Raw genomic sequence first — 18308 nt, forward strand, 5'->3', positions numbered from 1 at the left:
GACCCTTGGGTCGGGGTTTCCTATTTACCTCTCCTTTGGAGAGGTCGGAACTGTCTTTTTGCAGTTCCGGGTGAGGTTAAATACAAAATTTCGGTTTTTGGCCCAAAGGCCAAAATGAAACTGCCGAAATACCCCTATGGCTTGCCTCGGGGATAGTCAGTTTCAAGAAATTTTTTATTAAGCTCACTAGGGCATTTATAGAAAGGGCACCCCTACGGCGTGCCTTTGGGATAGTCGGTTTCAAGAAACTCTTAATGGCATTGTAGGGAGCATTCCTTATGAAACATAGAACCTAAAAACGATCAAAATGGTCACCATTCTTTGTGGATTGTATGTTTCATGGTAGCGGCTTGCTGCCTTATCTTTAATTTTTAACTGCGTACGTTATACCTTGTTAGCACGGTATACGCTTTAAGGTATTAACAGGCTACTGAGTACCGAGTATTTTTTACTTTGTATACCGCTCCTTCTAGTGTAATTTTTTTTGTCTATTTTTAAAAAAAAATTGCTTACATGGACATCCGTTTCAGATTGCCCTACCTTTTTCTTTTCCTAATTTTTATCGCATCGACCGCTATTTGTAATGCACAAAAACGCTTTACCATTAGTGGCACCATCTCGGAAGCCGGTAGTAATGAAACTTTAATTGGCGCTTCTATCATCGTGGTAGGCAAAAATATAGGGGTTACTACTAATGCCTATGGCTTTTATTCGTTAACCCTCCAGGAAGGGGAATACCAGTTGCAGGTTAGTTACATTGGGTTTAAAAACATCCTTAAAACCATTGTACTCTCTCAAAACACAAAAATCGATTTTCAGCTCAGTGAAGAAGCCGAAGCACTTGATGAAGTGGTGGTCTCCGAAAACGTGGAAAAGCTCAATATTAGAACACCTCAAATGAGCGTAAACGGATTAAATGCCGAAACTATAAAAAAAATACCAGTGCTTTTGGGTGAGGCCGATATCATAAAATCCCTATTGCTTTTACCGGGGGTAACCAATGCAGGAGAGGGTGCTTCAGGATTTAATGTTCGTGGCGGAGCGGTAGATCAGAATCTAATTTTACTCGATGAGGCCATCATCTTTAATTCATCGCATTTATTTGGTTTGTTTTCGGTGTTTAATCCGGATGCCATCAAGGATATTAAACTTTACAAAGGTGGAATTCCGGCAAGATTTGGTGGTAGAGTTTCATCGGTTCTCGATATTTTTCAAAAAGAAGGAAATAGCAAAGCCCTAAAGGTAAATGGCGGTATTGGTGCTGTCGCGAGCCGACTTTTGGTTGAAGGGCCGCTGCGCAAGGACAAAGCAGCATTTTTAATTGGCGGCAGATCTTCTTATGCGCATTTGTTTACACCCCTTTTTGATATAGACAATAAGGCCTATTTTTACGACTTAAATGCCAAATTTAACTATAAGATTAATGCTAATAATAATATCTTCCTATCGGGCTATTTTGGCCGCGATGTTTTCAGTATTAATGATAGTTTTGTAAATACGTATGGTAATACAGTACTCAATTTTAGATGGAATCACTTGTTTTCCGATCAATTGTTTTCGAATCTATCCTTGATTTATTCGGACTATTTCTATGGTTTAGAATTAGATTTTGTAGGATTCAATTGGAAATCCGGTATTGAAAATTTCAACCTAAAATACGATTTAAAGCATTATATCAATAATACGCTGCAAATCAACTACGGCCTTAACAATGTGTATTATCTTTTTAATCCGGGAAAAATAGAACCTAGCAATTCAAACTCAGGTATTTTAGAAGAACAACTCATTGAAAAATTTGCTAACGAAACCGCATTGTATGTAGATGTAGCTCACGAAATAACACCCAAATTAAGCTTAGGGTATGGCTTGCGTTTTAGTCATTTTATCCGCTTTGGACAAAAAGAACTTAATGTTTATGAAAATAATAATCCTGTTTTTTTCGATCCCTTTTTGTTGACCTATCAAGAAGCAACACCCATTGGAACCGCAAACCCGGGAAGATGGGAAAATCTTGCTAATTTCAGTAATTTGGAACCGCGGCTTTCATTGGCATATACCCTTAAGGACAACACCTCTTTAAAAGCAAGTTATACTCGCTTATCGCAATACCTGCATCTGTTATCGAACACCAACTCCCCTACACCATTGGATGTATGGACACCCAGTGGCCCCTTTATAAAACCTCAATTATTAGATCAATATGCATTAGGCTATTTCAAGAATTTTAAGGACGGTCGTTTTTCTTTGGAAACAGAGGTCTACTACAAGGATATCCAAAATAGAATAGACTTTATAGACGGTGCCAACCTTATAGCCAATAATGCTATTGAACAGGTAATACTTAATGGCGCGGCGCGGGCATATGGTTGGGAGCTTTTATTGCGAAAGAACGAAGGGAGGTTTCAGGGTTGGCTAGCCTATACCCTATCCAAATCAGAACAACGTACGCCGGGGCGCAGCAGTCAGGAAACGGGCATAAATCTTAGCCAATGGTATAATACCCCTTATGACAAAACACATGATATATCCGTTTTTGCCAATTGGGATATCAATGAAAAATGGCGTATTAATAGTAATTTCGTATATCAAACTGGGCAGCCGACAAATTTCCCCATTGGTCAATTTGATTTTCAAGGTATTACAACACCTTTTTTTGGACTTCGCAATCAACAAAGACTTCCCGATTTTCACAGAATCGATGTTTCGGCCAGCCTGAAACCAACTAAAAATAAAAACAGAAAAATGCAAGCTGAGTGGGTTTTTAGCATTTATAACCTATACAATAGAAAAAATGCGGCCTCTATAAATTTTAGGCGCAATCAGGAAACTGGTGCCAATGAGGCATTACGGACTTCTATTTTTGGTATTATTCCTGCAGTAACCTATAATTTTAAATTTTAAAGGATGAGAAAATTAAGCCTATATGTACTACTCTTACCCCTTGTACTCTCCTGCGAAGATGTCATCGATGTAGATGTGCCAAACACTCCTCCGCGACTCATTGTGGATGCATTGGTTCGGGTAGATACCAGTTTACCCACTACAATTGTGCGTATAAAAGCAACCACTAGCACCTCATTTTTTGAAACACCGCAACCTGCTGTCTTAGATAGACTTCAATTACAAGACGAAGTAAGTGGTAATGCTTTTTTTCCAACGGAAACCATTTCTGGATCTGGTGTTTATGAAGTACCCCTTTCCTCTGCCGGCTTTGATACCGGTGGACGATGGATTCTTTCCTTTACACACGAAGACCAATTATATCTTTCATTTGCACAATTTATACCCACAGTGCCTTTAGATAACGTACAGCAAGGCACAGAAACTCTATTTGATGAAACGGATACCGAAATCATTGTATCGTTTACCGACGACGGTTCACAAGAGGATTTCTACGTTTTTGATTTTGGCTTTGGAGAATATTTAACCGTAGAAGACGAATTTTTTAATGGGCAGCCTTTTGAGTTCTCCTTTTTTATAGACGCACAAGTCATCCCCGGACAGACCGTAAATGTGAGTATACTAGGCGCAGACAAATCCTTTTTTGATTATGTGTCGCAATTGATAGTACAAGCCAATAGTGGCGATCAAGGCCCTTTTCAAACTCCGGCAGCTACTGTTAGAGGAAACATTTTTAACGTGACCGATATTGATAATATCGATTTTTTTAACAACGTTGCACAACCGGATAATTTTGTATTGGGTTACTTTGCTATTGTACAATCTTTTACAAGATCTGTGACGATTGAATAAATAGGTGTGGTTTAAATTCTTCTTATTTACCCCGATCTGTTTATTGTTCGTTTATAACAACTAAAACTTGGGGATCCCTTTTAAGAATTTTTAAATTAGAACGTATTTTTGGCGATAGGTCGAAAAAGAAAGCAGTACTTTTTAAGAGAATTCATGGTACATCAAGTCCTTTTACTAAAAAAACTCCGGTAATCAGCCGGAGTTTATTCATCAATCAAAAAACGAACAGTCATGATAGCTGTTGTTCTCGTAACTAAGATACCACATTTGATTTAGATGTGCAAGACCTAAATAAGTGGTTCGTAGGTAGCAGAGGTATTTTACATTTATTATTAATTACCCTAAATAGGTTTTCAATATTTTACTTCTCGAAGTGTGCTTTAATCTACGAATGGCTTTCTCTTTAATTTGGCGTACCCGCTCTCTTGTAAGATCAAACGTCTCGCCAATTTCTTCTAAGGTCATGGAATGTTGACCGGCTAATCCGAAATACAACCGAATTACGTCTGCCTCTCTTGGGGTTAAAGTTTCTAAGGCTCGTTCAATTTCTGTGCGCAGCGATTCATGTAGTAATTCCCTATCTGGATTGGGAGATTCACCGCTTCGAAGTACGTCATAAAGGTTAGAATCTTCGCCATCAATTAAAGGTGCATCCATGGAAACATGACGTCCGGAGTTCTTTAAGGATTGCTTCACATCTTCCACCGTCATATCCAATTCCTTGGCGATTTCCTCTGCGGAGGGTACGCGCTCATGAGCTTGCTCCAAAAAGGCAAACGTTTTGTTTATTTTATTAATAGAACCAATTTTATTTAAGGGTAAACGAACAATACGCGATTGTTCTGCCAACGCTTGCAAGATCGATTGACGAATCCACCATACGGCATAGGAAATAAATTTAAATCCTCGGGTTTCATCAAAGCGCTGTGCTGCCTTTATTAATCCTAGGTTTCCCTCATTGATTAAATCCGGCAAAGTTAACCCTTGATTTTGGTACTGCTTAGCCACAGATACTACGAAACGAAGGTTGGCTTTGGTTAGTTTTTCTAATGCGGCCTGATCTCCGGCCTTAATGCGTTGTGCCAATTCTACTTCTTCATCGGCAGTAATAAGATCTACCTTACCTATTTCTTGTAAATACTTATCTAAAGAGGCGGTTTCCCGATTGGTAACCTGTTTTGTGATTTTTAACTGTCTCATGTACGTTTTCCGTGCTAAATTAAGTTACAGACGAAGTGCTGCATTTGGTTATACGTTAAAATGAAGCAAATGTTACATTTACGGTATTAAAATTCTATTTTTTAGGTAAAATGTCAAAAAAAAAGCCCCAACGGTTGCGTTGGGGCTTTCATTTTCTATAAAATTAGTCTTAATCTCTTCGGGGTTTTCTATCCCTGTCTCTGGAATCTCTGCCGCGATTGTTTCTATCTCGATCATTACGTTCCCTCGGTGGTCGTTCTACAAATCCTTCCGGTTTTGGTAATAACGCTTTGCGCGAAACTTTCTCTTTTCTTGTTTTTGGATCTGTTCCCAAATATTTCACTTCAAAAACATCGCCCATGTGTACCACATCGCTCACATTCTCCGTGCGTTCCCAAGCCAGTTCAGAAACATGGAGCAAGGTTTCGTTACCCGGAGCATCTATATATTCCACAACGGCACCAAAATCGAGCATCTTTATCACCTTTACAGTATAGCTGCCACCCATTTCCGGTTTAAACATTAAGGAGTCTATTTTGGCTAATACAGCTGCAATACCATCCGGATCGGTACCTAGAATCTCTACGATACCTTCTTCAGTAATAGGATCTTCATTAATAACAATGGTCGTTTTGGTGGCCTTTTGTAATTCTTGAATTACTTTTCCACCGGGACCAATAAGCGCACCAATAAAACTTCCAGGAATAATTTTAGTGATAATTTTTGGTGCATGCGCCTTAACATCACTATTTGGCTGCGCAATAGTCTCGATTAATTTTTCAAGAATATGTAGGCGTCCTGCACGAGCTTGCTTAAGCGCCTGGATTAAAATATCATAAGGCATTCCCTTAATTTTCATATCCATTTGGCAGGCGGTAATACCATCGGCAGTACCGGTAACTTTAAAATCCATATCACCCAAATGATCTTCATCTCCGAGAATATCGGAGAGTACTGCAAAACGGTCTCCGTCTGTTATTAGTCCCATGGCAATCCCGGAAACCGGTTTCTTCAACTGAATGCCGGCATCCATTAGTGCCATTGTTCCGGCACACACTGTCGCCATAGATGAGGATCCGTTAGACTCTAAAACTTCAGAAACTACCCTTACCGTATACGGACATTCATCCGGTATCATCCCTTTTAATGCACGCTGTGCCAAATTTCCGTGACCAATTTCGCGACGCGAGGTGCCACGCAGCGGATGTGCTTCACCCGTAGAAAATGGTGGGAAGTTATAATGCAAATAGAATTTTTCTTCACCTTGATGCGTAGGCATATCTATCATATTAGATTCTCGCGACGTACCTAGGGTAACTGTAGCAAGTGCCTGTGTTTCTCCTCGTGTAAAAATAGCAGAGCCATGCACGGAAGGTAAATAATCAATTTCGCACCAAATAGGACGAATATCTGTGGTTTTACGTCCATCAAGACGTACACCTTCGGCAAGCGTAAGCTCCCTTACGGCTTCCTTTTCTGTTTTGTAGAAATAAGATTTAATCAACCCTTCATTTTCGGCCAGTTCTTCCTCATTAAAAGATGCGAGAACTTCTTCCTTTATGGCGTCAAATGCCTCGCTTCGCTCTCTTTTTCCGTAACCTCCCTTGGCTATTTCGTATACTTTTTGATACGCTATTTCGCGTACTTTAGACGCAATAGTATCATCAGTTTTCCCTGGCGTATATTCCCGAACCGGTTTTTTGCCAAAAGCTTCTGCTAAACGCACCTGAGCCGCACATTGTATTTTAATAGCTTCATGTGCAAATCGAATGGCATCTGCCATTTCCTCTTCACTAATCTCTTTCATTTCGCCCTCTACCATCATAACGGAATCCATAGATGCGCCAATGACCATATCAATATCCGACTCTAGCAACTGACTTCGACTTGGATTAATGATGAATTCCCCATTAACACGCCCTACTCTTGCCTCGGAAATAGGACATTCAAAAGGAATATCAGAAAGTTGTATTGCTGCTGAGGCTGCCAATCCGGCTAATGCATCGGGCATTACTTCTTCATCATGGGACATTAACTGAATCATGACTTGGGTTTCCGTTCGGTAATCTGATGGGAATAAGGGTCGCAATACGCGATCTACAATCCGCATGGTGAGTACTTCTCCGTCGCTCGGCCTTGCTTCTCTTTTAAAGAAACCTCCGGGATAACGACCGGCTGCTGCGAATTTCTCCCGATAGTCCACGGTTAATGGAAAGAAATCTAACGTACTCTCTTTGTACGATGAAACTACCGTACATAATAACATGGCCTTCCCCATTTGAACCACAACGGAACCGTGGGCTTGTTTTGCCAATTTTCCGGTTTCGATAGAAATACTTCTACCATCCCCAAGGTCTATGACCTCTCTAAATACTTTTGGAATCATAAATTTGAATTAAAACCTGTACTCATAACAGGCTTGTTAAACAATGGTCTTCTCGTCTTACCGGACGGACAGGGTTGTGTTGTTGTGTGTGGACCAATGAAAAACTATGTGTAAGCTTTTTGTAGGGTTCCTTAGAAACAATCAAAGGAAGTACGTGTAATACATGAACAAAAAGGGGAGGCATGGCCTCCCCTGTGTTAATTTCTTATTTTCGTATGCCTAATTCTTTAATTATGGCACGATATCTATTGATGTCCTTTTTAATTAAATAATCCAAAAGGCTTTTTCTTTTTCCCACCAATTTCACCAAAGAACGTTCTGTATTAAAATCGTGACGGTTCTTTTTTAAATGTTCTGTTAAGTGATTTATGCGATAAGTGAACAACGCAATTTGCCCCTCGGCAGATCCCGTGTTCTTTTCAGAGGCACCGTGTTTTTTAAAAATTTCGGCTTTTACTTCTTTGTCTAAATACATTCCAATATTAATTTAATGATTTTTATGTATGGGATTGATTTTCAATCCGGGCGCAAATATACTACTATTTTCTTTACGACCTAATCGGATTATTTTGAATTAGATCGATATAAAGATTAATTTTTGTTTTCAGATTTCTTCGATGCACTATAAAATCTAAAAAACCATGTTCCTTTACAAATTCTGCGGTTTGGAAACCTTCTGGCAATTCTTTGCCGGTCGCTTCTTTTACTACTCTAGGACCTGCAAAACCAATGAGTGCTCCGGGTTCCGAAATATTAATGTCGCCCAACATGGCGTAAGACGCTGTGGTTCCCCCTGTAGTAGGATCGGTACACAACGAAATGTAGGGTAGACCCGCTTCGGATAGTTGCGCCAATTTCGCCGATGTTTTGGCCAACTGCATCAGCGAAAGTGCAGCTTCCATCATGCGTGCACCTCCCGATTTTGAAATCATCAAAAAAGGATGCTTATTGATTATAGCATAATCTATGGCTCTGGCAATTTTTTCACCTACAACACTACCCATAGAGCCCCCAATAAAACTAAAATCCATACACGCAATCACAAGATCTTTTCCAAACGATTTGCCCACTGCGGTACGAACCGCGTCTTTTAATCCTGTTTTTTTCTGTGCAGCTTTTAAACGCTCCGTATAGGTTTTGGTATCTTCAAACTTTAAAGGATCCTTAGACGTAAGTTTAGGATCGAGCTCTGTAAATACATTGTCATCAAAAAGAATTTCAAAATATTCCTTGCTTCCAATGCGCACATGATAATCATCTTCCGGACTTACATAAAAGTTTTTTGCCAATTCATCGGCTTCTACAATTTTGCCCGTTGGTGATTTGTACCAAAGTCCCTTTGGTGTATCCTTCTTTTGATCGGTGGACGTTTGAATTCCTTTTTCTTTTCTTTTAAACCAAGATGACATAGTCTAGGGGATTGGGTTTAAATGATGAACAAATTTATAGTGTATTTACATTATTTAAATCTTCAAACGCCTTTTTTAAACGCTCCACAAAGGTTTTTTCTCCCTCTCGTAACCAAACTCTTGGGTCGTAGAATTTTTTGTTTGGCTCGTCTGCACCGTTTGGATTTCCAATTTGAGACTGCAAATAGTCCTTTTTACCTTGAACATAATCTCTAATACCTTCCAAAAATGCATATTGCAGATCGGTATCAATATTCATTTTTATAACACCATACCCAATCGCCTCTCTAATTTCGGCTACTGTAGATCCGGAACCTCCGTGGAATACAAAATCGATATGATTTGAACCAACGCCAAATTTTTTGGATACAAATTCCTGAGAATTTTTAAGAATAACCGGGGTCAATTTTACATTACCGGGTTTGTACACGCCGTGCACATTACCAAAGGCAGCGGCTACGGTAAACCTTGGGCTTATTTTAGAAAGCTCTTCAAAGGCATATGCCACCTCTTCGGGTTGAGTGTACAATTTAGCATCGTCTATATCGGAATTATCTACGCCATCCTCTTCCCCACCGGTTACGCCTAATTCTATTTCTAAGGTCATTCCCATTTTGCTCATCCGAGCTAAATAGGTTTTGCATATTTCGATATTTTCTTCTAAAGGTTCTTCAGACAAATCTATCATGTGCGAGCTGTAGAGTGGTTTCCCTGTCTCGGCAAAGTGCTTTTCACTGGCCTCTAAAAGACCGTCTAACCAGGGCAACAATTTTTTTGCACAGTGATCTGTGTGCAGAATTACAGTTGCACCATAGGCTTCTGCCAATTGATGCACATGCTTTGCACCGGCCACACCGCCCAAAATGGCAGCCTGCTGCCCTTCATTGGACAATCCTTTTCCTGCATTGAATTGTGCGCCGCCATTAGAAAACTGAATGATTACGGGAGAATTTAATGCGGCGGCTGTTTCTAAAACAGCATTAATGGTATTCGATCCAATAACATTTACTGCCGGAAGCGCAAATCCTTTACTTTTAGCATATCTAAAAATTTCCTGAACTGCATCACCTGTAGCTACTCCGGGCTTTATATTGTGCGACATAATTTTCTTTTAATTTATTTTATAGTTCTATGACGCCACAAAAGTAATAAAATTATTAGGTCTAAAAAGGATAATTTATCCCTATTTGAGGAACCATGTTGGCAAAGTTGTAATCCCGGAACCATCTTTTAGAGGGTTCTTCTGCCGGATTATAGGTTTTAAAACCAAAATCTATCCGAAACACAAAATAGGTAAAATCGTACCGAATACCAAATCCTGAACCAAGGGCAATATCGGCCAATGAACTAAAACCGTTAAAGGTAGCATCGGGGTCGTCCACATTATCGTACACATTCCATATGTTACCCGCATCGGCAAATAAAGCACCTTTGAAACTTCCTGCAATAGGAAATCTAAATTCTAAATTAAATGCCAGTTTTAAATTTGCTTCGTTAAAATCGTTTACATCCTTGGTCCTACCAGGCCCTAAGGAGTAGGGAAACCAAGCTCTGTTATCATTAGAACCTCCTGCAAAATAGCTGCGTACAAAAGGAATGTTATTAGAATTTCCGTAGGGTACGGCAATACCAATAAAGCTTCGAACAGCCAATACGTTTGAATGACTTACCGACCAATGTTTTATATAATCAAATTCGGTTTTTACATATTGAGAATAGGGTACGCCAAACACCAATTCATCGCCATTATTGTTTGCATTAAAGGGAATGATTTTCGCAATACCCGAAAGCAAATTGCCCGCACTTTCTAATTTTAAACGATATTGATAAAAATTATTGTCATTTATTCCCTTTTTGTTGTTTTTGGTAAAGGTGTAATTGGTTGCAAAAATAAGATTGTTTTCGGTGAGTCGCTGTCGCCGCTCTTCAATGTTTCGCACTTCATTAAAATCATCTTCCGAAGATGGTACTTCACCTTCTAAAATGGCATTGGTAAAGCCTGTAGTGCCTTCGGGTATAATTAACCTCAAAGGGGCTTCCGGATTCTCCGTTTCTTCATAAAACTCAGACAAGCTCTCAACGTCTTGAAAATTTGTAGCTATTTGATCCAAGCGATTAAAGGTATTTTGAAACACATTAAAAAAACGATTGGAGTTTACGTTGCGAACAAATTGAAGATTAACTAATTCTATAGCGTGTCTTTTAGCATCCGATGGTGTCCAGCTATACCCCAAAAGACTGTTAAAGGTTTGCTTGTCTAATCCTATATTTTTCTGAAAACTTGTTCCTAAAGAGATCTTCGTTTGCGGAAGCATATAATAGGGTATTATTTTTTTTGATACCGGAATGGGCAACCAGATACGCGGAAATACCAAATTTATGTCCGCACCAACCTCAGAAAAGAAATCTTCTGATAAGGAGGTATCCCCTAAAAGACCAAAAGAACCTCTTCCTGCCAGACTCAGGGTTTCTGCCCCACCGAAAATGTTTCTACTTACTAGGGCAGAACTAAAACCCACACCCACACGCTGAATATTAGAGTGCGTAAAATCAAAATCGACCCCAAGGGAATACTTTGGTCGGGCAGTTAGATAAATGTTAGAAACTAACTGGGTTTGCGTGCTGTCCTGAATAAATTCAATGTTGGGATACTTAAACGTGTTTAGATTGGTAATTTGCCTGTAGGTTCGTACCCGATCTAAGTCTCTGTAAATACTATCTTTGGTGAAAAAAATAGCATCAGTTAAGGCTTTGGGCTTGTACCTTAGCTTTTTAGTGTCGTAATAAATAGTGTAATTGTTATAGGAGACCGATTTTAGATCATTCGGATTGGTTCCAAAAGTATGATCGGCATAAATATTAATACTTTGAAACCGATTTACCTTATACTCCGAAGATGCTAATCCGTTGCCTCCTCTCGTTTTTAAATTCTCTATTTGCAGTGCAACGTCCAAATTTTGGTCGTCCGATGCCACTACGGTGTCACGGGCAATGTCGTAGGTAATGGAACTTTCCTGAAAGTTAAAAATGCCCGAATTGCGAAAAAGAGTTGTTAATCTTTCCCGCTCAAGGGTAAAGTCAGACAAATCAAACTGTTTGCCCTGTACCACAAAAGATTGGTTCGCATGAAGGTCATAAATAGAGTCTATGGCCGGAGATACAATGTTTTTGGTTAGCGAATCAATAATAAATGGTTTTCCTAGCGTAATAGTGTAATTTACTATAGCCCGTTGTTGTGTTTTACCCGTGGTATCTATACTAAAATGAGCTTCATTATTAAAATATCCTTTGGTACCATAATACGCTTTTAAGCGGTCTGCCGATTTTCTCGACTTAGAAGTATCTACAATTACAGGAGCCTCCCCAATATTCTTTAACCAGGTATTTATTCCTTTTACCATAAACGATTCCCCGAGCCGGTTTACTTGCTTTTGAGATAAAAGGGCAGCCAATCGCTCTTCTCTTTTCGGTTTCTCTTTTAGCCACTTTTGATAGGATGTATCCGGATTTTTTTTGGCAAGATTGTAAAGATGCAGACGCAGAGGATAACCTAACACGCCACCACTATTGGGTTTTTGAGAAATTAGACTTTGGACGGTTTCATCGGTTACCTTTTCGCCATTGGCCTGCAAGGTATTTTTGGTAAGCAATAATTCATCCTCTTCTACCCTTTTTAAGGCATTACAAGAAGTAATTATCACGGCAAGCAATATTAAGCTTAGTTTTGTAACGTCTATCTTAAAACTCATGCCGGTCCTCATAGGGCTCAAAAATACATTATTTGTATGGTTGTGAAAAGCCAAATAAAATTTATCAAAAATCTACAACAAAAAAAATACCGAAACCAAAACGGTCTTTTTGTAGTAGAGGGCGTAAAAACAATTCAGACGCTACTGGATGCCGGTTTTTCGGTTCAAAAAATTTATGTAACCCAAACCGATATAATTGATGCCCCCAGCACTAAACCGGTTTTAATTACGGATGCTAGTTTAAAAAAAATGAGTAGTCTGGTAACTCCAAATAAAGCGTTAGGCGTGTTTTATATCCCAAAGATGGAACGAATCGAATTTTCCGATTGGGTGGTTGCTTTAGACGATGTGCGCGATCCGGGAAACTTGGGAACCATTATCCGTTTGTGCGATTGGTTTGGTATTCGGCATTTAGTATGTTCTTTACATACTGTAGACTGTTATAACCCAAAGGTTTTACAGGCCACCATGGGATCTATAAGTCGTGTAAATGTTGTTTATACCGATTTATATTCCTTTTTAAAAGAGGTGAAAACTCCTGTTTTTGGTACCTTTATGCAAGGTGCTTCTGTGTATCAGGTTTCACTACCACCGTCTGGTGTATTGGTTTTAGGCAATGAAGCTAAGGGTATTTCCGATGGTCTGCAAGCCCTAATTTCGGAAAAAATAAGTATCCCGCAATTTGGAGAAAAAACAGCCGAAAGTCTCAATGTGGCTACGGCAACCGCCATTTTTTTAGGTGAAATTCGCAGGGGATACTCTGAAACGATTATTCAAAAGTAAAATTTATAAAAAGCCCTCGAGTTTTCATAGATTCTATATTTCCCGTCCACGGGCTATTGGGATTTTCGTCCGGAATTAATTCATTGCTCATCGCGAAAACACCCCGTATGGAAGGTGTAAATTTGAAGTATTCTGTATAAAATTCAATCCCAAAACCCATTTCGTAATAGTAGGTATTTTTTTTCATGCGGAATGTGCCGTTGCTATTGTCGTCTAAACTATCTTCATTACTGCCTAAATTTAAAGACGTAGATACGCCCCCAATAAGAAATGGTTTCCAATTTCCTAAGCGCATAGCACTTGCCTTTAAGAGTAATGGGAAATTTATATAAGTGGATTTTACCTCCCTAAGCGCATCATTTTCGTTATTAAAACCTGGAAAACCAAGCGTTCTCAGGGTGTAGTGTAAGCCAGGCTCAAAACGGAGATCTAAAAAATTGTTTAAACGCATCTCCCCTATCAACCCCACATTAAAACCAAAAGATTTATCGACCAATACATCGGTATTGTTATCGCCCAAATCTTCTTTGTATTCAAACTTAAAATCGTACTGATTAAACCCAAGGAAATAGCCCCAATTTAAAAAAGGTTTATCTATATTCTCCAGATTTAGAACGGGGTTTTCATTAAATTGCGCCCACAACACCTGACCGCCAAAGGTCAGAGAAATCAAAAACAACACCCTTTTTTTCATTTATACAAAAAATCGTAAGCCATTGTTGAGGCTTTGTTTATATCGGCCTAAATGCGTCATACTTCTGCCATGTTCGCTGGGCTATTGCCAGTTACTTTGTAGCTACATAAATAGAAGCCACCCCAAAAGTTTGAGGTTTATTCTCTACACCTATAAACCCAATTTTCTTTAAAATATTGTTGAACGTTTCTCCATGCGGAAAAGAAGCTGCCGATTCTGATAAATACGCATAGGCAGCCCGGTCTTTAGAAAATAGTTTTCCTATGAAAGGCAAAAGATATTTAGTATAAATGGCATAGCCTTGCTTAAAAGGTGTTTTTGTAGGCACAGCGGTTTCCAAAACCACCAAAACGCCTGTAGGTTTTAATACCCTTAGTATTTCGGTAAGGCCTACTTCTAAATTTTCAAAATTTCGAACGCCAAATGCCACGGTTACCGCATCAAAAGAATTAGGAGGAAAGGGAATATTTTCGCTATCGCCAAAGATCATTTCTATAGTTGTTTCTAAACCTTTCTTGTCTATTTTCTTTTTGCTAATTTCGAGCATCCCCTTTGAAATATCCAGTCCCACAATTTTCTCTGCTCCGGTTTTTACTAAATTAATGGCCAAATCGCCCGTTCCCGTAGCTACATCCAAAATACGTTGCGGTTGCTTTTTTTTAATAATCGCCACCACGCGGTTGCGCCATTTTATATCAATTCCAAATGAAATGACCCTATTTAGCCCATCATAATTCCCGGAAATGGTATCAAACATTTGCGCAATCTGGCTTTTCTTACTGGAGTTACTTGTTTTGTACGGCGTAATTTTTTCCGACATGCTTATTTTTTTTTGACAAATATAGTGTATCGACCCCTTTAGCAAAGGAGATATGTCGTAAAATAATGAACCCTTAGGTGGTAGCAACAGATACCTAAAAAACCTAAACTTAAAGCAAATTTATTTATGTAATTTTGCGATGTATTATTCCTTAGGTTGCAATCCTAAATGAACCCGATGAACAATCCCTGTATTCGTGAGACCGCACAATGTAGTGCCCAATTTATTTTTATAGACAAACACAATTTATAATTTCGATGAAAATTATTATCGCAGGAGCCGGAGAAGTAGGCTTCCATTTGGCAAAGCTATTGTCGTACGAGTCTCAAGACATTACATTAATAGATACCAATAAGTCTAGTTTATCACATGCAGATAGTCATTTAGATATTAGGGTGTTACGAGGCGATTCCACATCTATTAGTATTTTAAAAGAGGCACAAGTGAGTCAGTCCGATTTAGTAATAGGAGTTACTTCTTCCGAGACCACTAATATTACGTTGTGTATGCTGGCCAAGCAACTGGGCTGTAAAAGAACCATCGCCAGAATTTCTAATACAGAATTTATCACCAATAAGGACGAAATACGATTTGCCGAATTGGGCATAGACGAACTTATTTCTCCCGAAGCGTTGGCCGCAACTGAAATTCAATTATTATTAAACCAATCTGCGTTTAACGATACGTACGAATTTGATGAGGGCAAACTTATAATGATCGGTGTTTTGCTTCCAAAAATTGCCCCTTTTGTAGGCAAAACGGTGAAGGAAGCGGCACAAATTTTTCCCGAATTACACTTTATGCCTATTGCAATAAAACGAAAAGGCACCCAATTTACAGTAATTCCCCGGGGAGATACCATTTTTATGGAGGGCGATCAGGTATATTTTATAACCGCTAACGAAGGCGTAGATGAGTTGTATAAGCTTATCGGGATGGAGAAACAGGAAATAAAAAATGTCATGATTCTCGGTGGAAGTAAAGTAGGTTTTAAAACCGCACGTGATTTAAGTGCCAGCCGATTTAATGTGAAACTCATAGAAATAGACAAGGAAAAAGCATTTGACTTGTCCGATAATCTTCCCAATACGCTAATTATAAACGGCGATGGAAGAAATGTGGAACTATTGCAAGAAGAAAGTTTGGAAGCCATGGACGCCTTTGTGGCGGTAACCGGAAATTCAGAAACCAATATTATGTCTTGTTTAATGGCAAAATCCAAGCACATAAAAAAAACCATCGCTATGGTTGAGAATATGGATTACTTCCAATTATCGCATTCCATTGGCATCGACACCCTAATCAATAAAAAGTTATTGGCGGCCAACACCATATTTAGATACATTAGAAAAGGTGATGTGTTGGCTTTAACACGGCTAGGGAATTTAAATGCAGAAATTTTAGAATTTGCAGTAAAACCCACCTCCATTGTTAACGGACAAGTTATCCGTGAGTTAGACTTTCCAAAATCGGCCACCATTGGAGGTGTTATCCGTGACGGTAAGGGAATTATCGCTTTGGGCGATTTTAGAATTACCGAAGGGGACCGGGTTGTGGTCTGTTGTTTGCCGGAGTCTATTTCCAAAATAGAAAAACTCTTTATATAAGATGGCGTTGAATTTTAAAATTATTATTCATGTCATGGGGTTATTGCTCCTTTGCAACGGTTTTTTCATGTTTATTGCCACGTTTGTGAGTGGTATGTATAAGGATGGGATAACCATGGATTTGGCGCTAGCAGCCATAATTACAATGCTCGCCGGGGTTATCGCCATGTTTTATACCAAGGATCACAAAAAGGAAGTAAAACGCAAAGAAGGTTATATTATCGTTACTTTTGGCTGGCTTATTATGTCTTTTTCCGGGATGTTGCCCTATCTTTTTTCAGGGAGTATTCCGGATGCGTCTAACGCTTTTTTTGAAACCATTTCCGGATACACCACAACAGGAGCCTCCATTTTGGAGGACATCGAAAGTATGCCCAAGGGTATTCTGTTTTGGAGAAGTCTAACCCATTGGATTGGGGGTATGGGCATCATTGTATTGGCTATTGCCATACTGCCTCTTCTAGGCATTGGGGGCATGCAACTTTTTGCCGCGGAAGCACCGGGTCCCAGTACCGACAAATTACATCCCCGGATAACAGATACCGCAAAGCGGTTATGGTTCATTTATTTGTTGTACACCGTAGCGGAGACGCTCTTACTTACCGTAGCCGGGATGTCTTTTTTTGATGCCATTAACCACGCATTAGCCACCTTGTCTACCGGTGGTTTCTCCACCAAAAATGCAAGTTTGGCCCATTGGAATGGGCAACCGTGGATTCAATATATAGTAATGGTTTTTATGTTTTTGGCGGGTAGTAATTTTGTATTGAGCTATTTTGCCTTTAAAGGTAAAATACAAAAAGTATTTAGAGATGAGGAGTTTCGCTATTATGTTGGTTTTATTTTAATCTTTACCTTAATTGCGGGTACCGTAATCTATCTTGAGGCGAATGTCCCCGTTTCGGAATACCATCCTATGGTCTTGGGTGAAGCCGAAAGTGCCTTTCGGCATGCCTTATTTCAAGTAATTGCCATTATAACCACCACGGGCTTTGTAAGTGCAGATTTCACCAATTGGACTCCATTTTTAACCATTTTCTTTTTTGGTCTTATGTTTTTGGGCGGTTCTGCGGGATCCACCTCAGGAGGTATTAAAGTAATGCGCCACTTGTTAATCATTAAAAACGGATTATTAGAATTTAAACGTACGCTGCATAGCAATGCCATTATTCCCGTGCGCTACAACAACAAAACCGTACAAGAACATATTGTGTATAACATTATTGCTTTTTTTATACTCTATATGTTAGCTTTTATTATCGGAGCCTTAGGGTTAGGATTCTTAGGGCTCGATTTTGAGTCGGCCATTGGTGGAGCCGCCTCCTGTTTAGGAAATGTAGGTCCGGCTCTTGGAAGTCTAGGTCCATTACAAAATTTTAATGAGTTGTCGTCTTTAGGAAAATGGTGGTGCGGCTTTTTAATGCTTATTGGTCGACTAGAACTTTTTACGGTACTCATCCTATTAACACCCTATTTTTGGAAAAAAACATAAACGCTCGTGCTTTACATCTAAATGGTGCGTTACCGTATGTCTTTACCGTTTTGACCCCGCTGATAAACCTATAATCTTTGCTAATTTATGAGAAAAGATCCTTCGCTATTCATTAAAAGCCTCAAGTACTTCGGCATTACTACACTTCTCATGTTTACTGCACCTATTGTGATTTATCAGGCTTTTAAAAACCAAAATCATCCGTTTTACATACCCGTTTTAATTGTGGGGTTGGTACTGGCCGTTACAGCCATTGTTATGGGTTTTATCAGTGTTAAAAAACTGATGAACTTTATTTTTCAAAAGAAAAAATGAGTCTTTAGCGTGGAAGGCACTGCTCTATTGGTGCGTACAAGCCTCATTTTTTTCTGAGTTGGTATTAATTTTCTCAAGGTTCGTCATCTTTAGTATACTA

Annotated in this window: 14 protein-coding genes; 6 read left to right on the forward strand and 8 right to left on the reverse strand. The window is 39.2% G+C overall.

From position 1 onward, the window contains the following. Positions 1 to 513 precede the first annotated feature (513 nt). On the forward strand, positions 514 to 2901 hold the full coding sequence (locus U1E44_RS12635; protein WP_322931457.1) for a TonB-dependent receptor: 2388 nt from the start codon (positions 514 to 516) through the stop codon (positions 2899 to 2901). A 3-nt stretch (positions 2902 to 2904) separates the two neighbouring features. Next, positions 2905 to 3753 carry a DUF4249 family protein gene (locus U1E44_RS12640; RefSeq protein ID WP_322931458.1) on the forward strand — a complete coding sequence of 283 codons (849 nt, stop codon included), beginning with the start codon at positions 2905 to 2907 and terminating at the stop codon, positions 3751 to 3753. Positions 3754 to 4089: 336 nt separating this feature from the next. Here U1E44_RS12640 and U1E44_RS12645 read toward each other — a convergent pair whose 3' ends face one another. The 6 genes from U1E44_RS12645 to tamL form a co-directional block, all read right to left on the reverse strand. Then, positions 4090 to 4953 (reverse strand): sigma-70 family RNA polymerase sigma factor, encoded by an 864-nt coding sequence (locus tag U1E44_RS12645; RefSeq protein ID WP_322931459.1) that lies wholly within the window; start codon positions 4951 to 4953, stop codon positions 4090 to 4092. A gap of 169 nt (positions 4954 to 5122) precedes the next feature. Continuing rightward, a complete protein-coding gene (locus U1E44_RS12650; RefSeq protein ID WP_322931460.1) occupies positions 5123 to 7339 on the reverse strand; it encodes a polyribonucleotide nucleotidyltransferase in 2217 nt (738 codons plus the stop codon). 205 nt (positions 7340 to 7544) lie between these two features. Then, positions 7545 to 7814, reverse strand: a complete 270-nt coding sequence (gene rpsO / locus U1E44_RS12655) for a 30S ribosomal protein S15 (protein ID WP_322931461.1) — start codon at positions 7812 to 7814, stop codon at positions 7545 to 7547. Positions 7815 to 7887: 73 nt separating this feature from the next. Next, positions 7888 to 8748, reverse strand: a complete 861-nt coding sequence (gene accD / locus U1E44_RS12660; protein WP_322931462.1) for an acetyl-CoA carboxylase, carboxyltransferase subunit beta — start codon at positions 8746 to 8748, stop codon at positions 7888 to 7890. Between the two features lie 34 nt (positions 8749 to 8782). Beyond that, the gene (gene fbaA, locus U1E44_RS12665) at positions 8783 to 9850 is read right to left on the reverse strand and encodes a class II fructose-bisphosphate aldolase (protein ID WP_322931463.1); all 1068 of its coding nucleotides are present in this window, start codon (positions 9848 to 9850) and stop codon (positions 8783 to 8785) included. A gap of 61 nt (positions 9851 to 9911) precedes the next feature. Then, positions 9912 to 12497, reverse strand: a complete 2586-nt coding sequence (gene tamL, locus U1E44_RS12670; RefSeq protein ID WP_322931464.1) for a translocation and assembly module lipoprotein TamL — start codon at positions 12495 to 12497, stop codon at positions 9912 to 9914. A gap of 36 nt (positions 12498 to 12533) precedes the next feature. Between tamL and U1E44_RS12675 the strand changes: the two genes are divergently transcribed. Further along, positions 12534 to 13280: a TrmH family RNA methyltransferase gene (locus tag U1E44_RS12675; protein ID WP_322931465.1), complete on the forward strand. Its 747-nt coding sequence runs from the start codon at positions 12534 to 12536 to the stop codon at positions 13278 to 13280. On the opposite strand, the gene porT is transcribed toward U1E44_RS12675, so the two are convergent. Together porT and ubiE are read right to left on the reverse strand one after the other, a co-directional pair. Continuing rightward, positions 13267 to 13974, reverse strand: a complete 708-nt coding sequence (gene porT, locus U1E44_RS12680) for a type IX secretion/gliding motility protein PorT/SprT (protein WP_323673902.1) — start codon at positions 13972 to 13974, stop codon at positions 13267 to 13269. The genes U1E44_RS12675 and porT overlap by 14 nt on opposite strands. Positions 13975 to 14065: 91 nt before the next feature. Beyond that, entirely contained in the window at positions 14066 to 14794 is a 729-nt protein-coding gene (gene ubiE, locus U1E44_RS12685) for a bifunctional demethylmenaquinone methyltransferase/2-methoxy-6-polyprenyl-1,4-benzoquinol methylase UbiE (RefSeq protein ID WP_322931467.1), read from the reverse strand. 257 nt (positions 14795 to 15051) lie between these two features. Between ubiE and trkA the strand changes: the two genes are divergently transcribed. From trkA to U1E44_RS12700, 3 genes are all read left to right on the forward strand, one after another. Then, positions 15052 to 16401: a Trk system potassium transporter TrkA gene (trkA, locus tag U1E44_RS12690; RefSeq protein WP_322931468.1), complete on the forward strand. Its 1350-nt coding sequence runs from the start codon at positions 15052 to 15054 to the stop codon at positions 16399 to 16401. Between the two features lies 1 nt (position 16402). Beyond that, complete coding sequence (locus U1E44_RS12695) at positions 16403 to 17893, forward strand: TrkH family potassium uptake protein (RefSeq protein ID WP_322931469.1); 1491 nt, start codon at positions 16403 to 16405, stop codon at positions 17891 to 17893. An 87-nt stretch (positions 17894 to 17980) separates the two neighbouring features. Then, positions 17981 to 18208, forward strand: a complete 228-nt coding sequence (locus U1E44_RS12700; protein WP_322931470.1) for a DUF6095 family protein — start codon at positions 17981 to 17983, stop codon at positions 18206 to 18208. Positions 18209 to 18308: the final 100 nt, after the last annotated feature.

The organism is Aurantibrevibacter litoralis (assembly GCF_034651555.1).
GTDB classification, from domain to species: domain Bacteria; phylum Bacteroidota; class Bacteroidia; order Flavobacteriales; family Flavobacteriaceae; genus Aurantibrevibacter; species Aurantibrevibacter litoralis.

Excerpts from the sequence above, each read along its gene's own strand:
- U1E44_RS12635 (WP_322931457.1), top strand. The coding sequence starts at position 514 with ATGGACATCCGTTTCAGATTGCCCTACCTTTTTCTTTTCCTAATTTTT.
- U1E44_RS12640 (WP_322931458.1), top strand. The coding sequence starts at position 2,905 with ATGAGAAAATTAAGCCTATATGTACTACTCTTACCCCTTGTACTCTCC.
- U1E44_RS12645 (WP_322931459.1), bottom strand. The coding sequence starts at position 4,953 with ATGAGACAGTTAAAAATCACAAAACAGGTTACCAATCGGGAAACCGCC.
- U1E44_RS12650 (WP_322931460.1), bottom strand. The coding sequence starts at position 7,339 with ATGATTCCAAAAGTATTTAGAGAGGTCATAGACCTTGGGGATGGTAGA.
- rpsO (WP_322931461.1), bottom strand. The coding sequence starts at position 7,814 with ATGTATTTAGACAAAGAAGTAAAAGCCGAAATTTTTAAAAAACACGGT.
- accD (WP_322931462.1), bottom strand. The coding sequence starts at position 8,748 with ATGTCATCTTGGTTTAAAAGAAAAGAAAAAGGAATTCAAACGTCCACC.
- fbaA (WP_322931463.1), bottom strand. The coding sequence starts at position 9,850 with ATGTCGCACAATATAAAGCCCGGAGTAGCTACAGGTGATGCAGTTCAG.
- tamL (WP_322931464.1), bottom strand. The coding sequence starts at position 12,497 with ATGAGTTTTAAGATAGACGTTACAAAACTAAGCTTAATATTGCTTGCC.
- U1E44_RS12675 (WP_322931465.1), top strand. The coding sequence starts at position 12,534 with ATGGTTGTGAAAAGCCAAATAAAATTTATCAAAAATCTACAACAAAAA.
- porT (WP_323673902.1), bottom strand. The coding sequence starts at position 13,974 with ATGAAAAAAAGGGTGTTGTTTTTGATTTCTCTGACCTTTGGCGGTCAG.
- ubiE (WP_322931467.1), bottom strand. The coding sequence starts at position 14,794 with ATGTCGGAAAAAATTACGCCGTACAAAACAAGTAACTCCAGTAAGAAA.
- trkA (WP_322931468.1), top strand. The coding sequence starts at position 15,052 with ATGAAAATTATTATCGCAGGAGCCGGAGAAGTAGGCTTCCATTTGGCA.
- U1E44_RS12695 (WP_322931469.1), top strand. The coding sequence starts at position 16,403 with ATGGCGTTGAATTTTAAAATTATTATTCATGTCATGGGGTTATTGCTC.
- U1E44_RS12700 (WP_322931470.1), top strand. The coding sequence starts at position 17,981 with ATGAGAAAAGATCCTTCGCTATTCATTAAAAGCCTCAAGTACTTCGGC.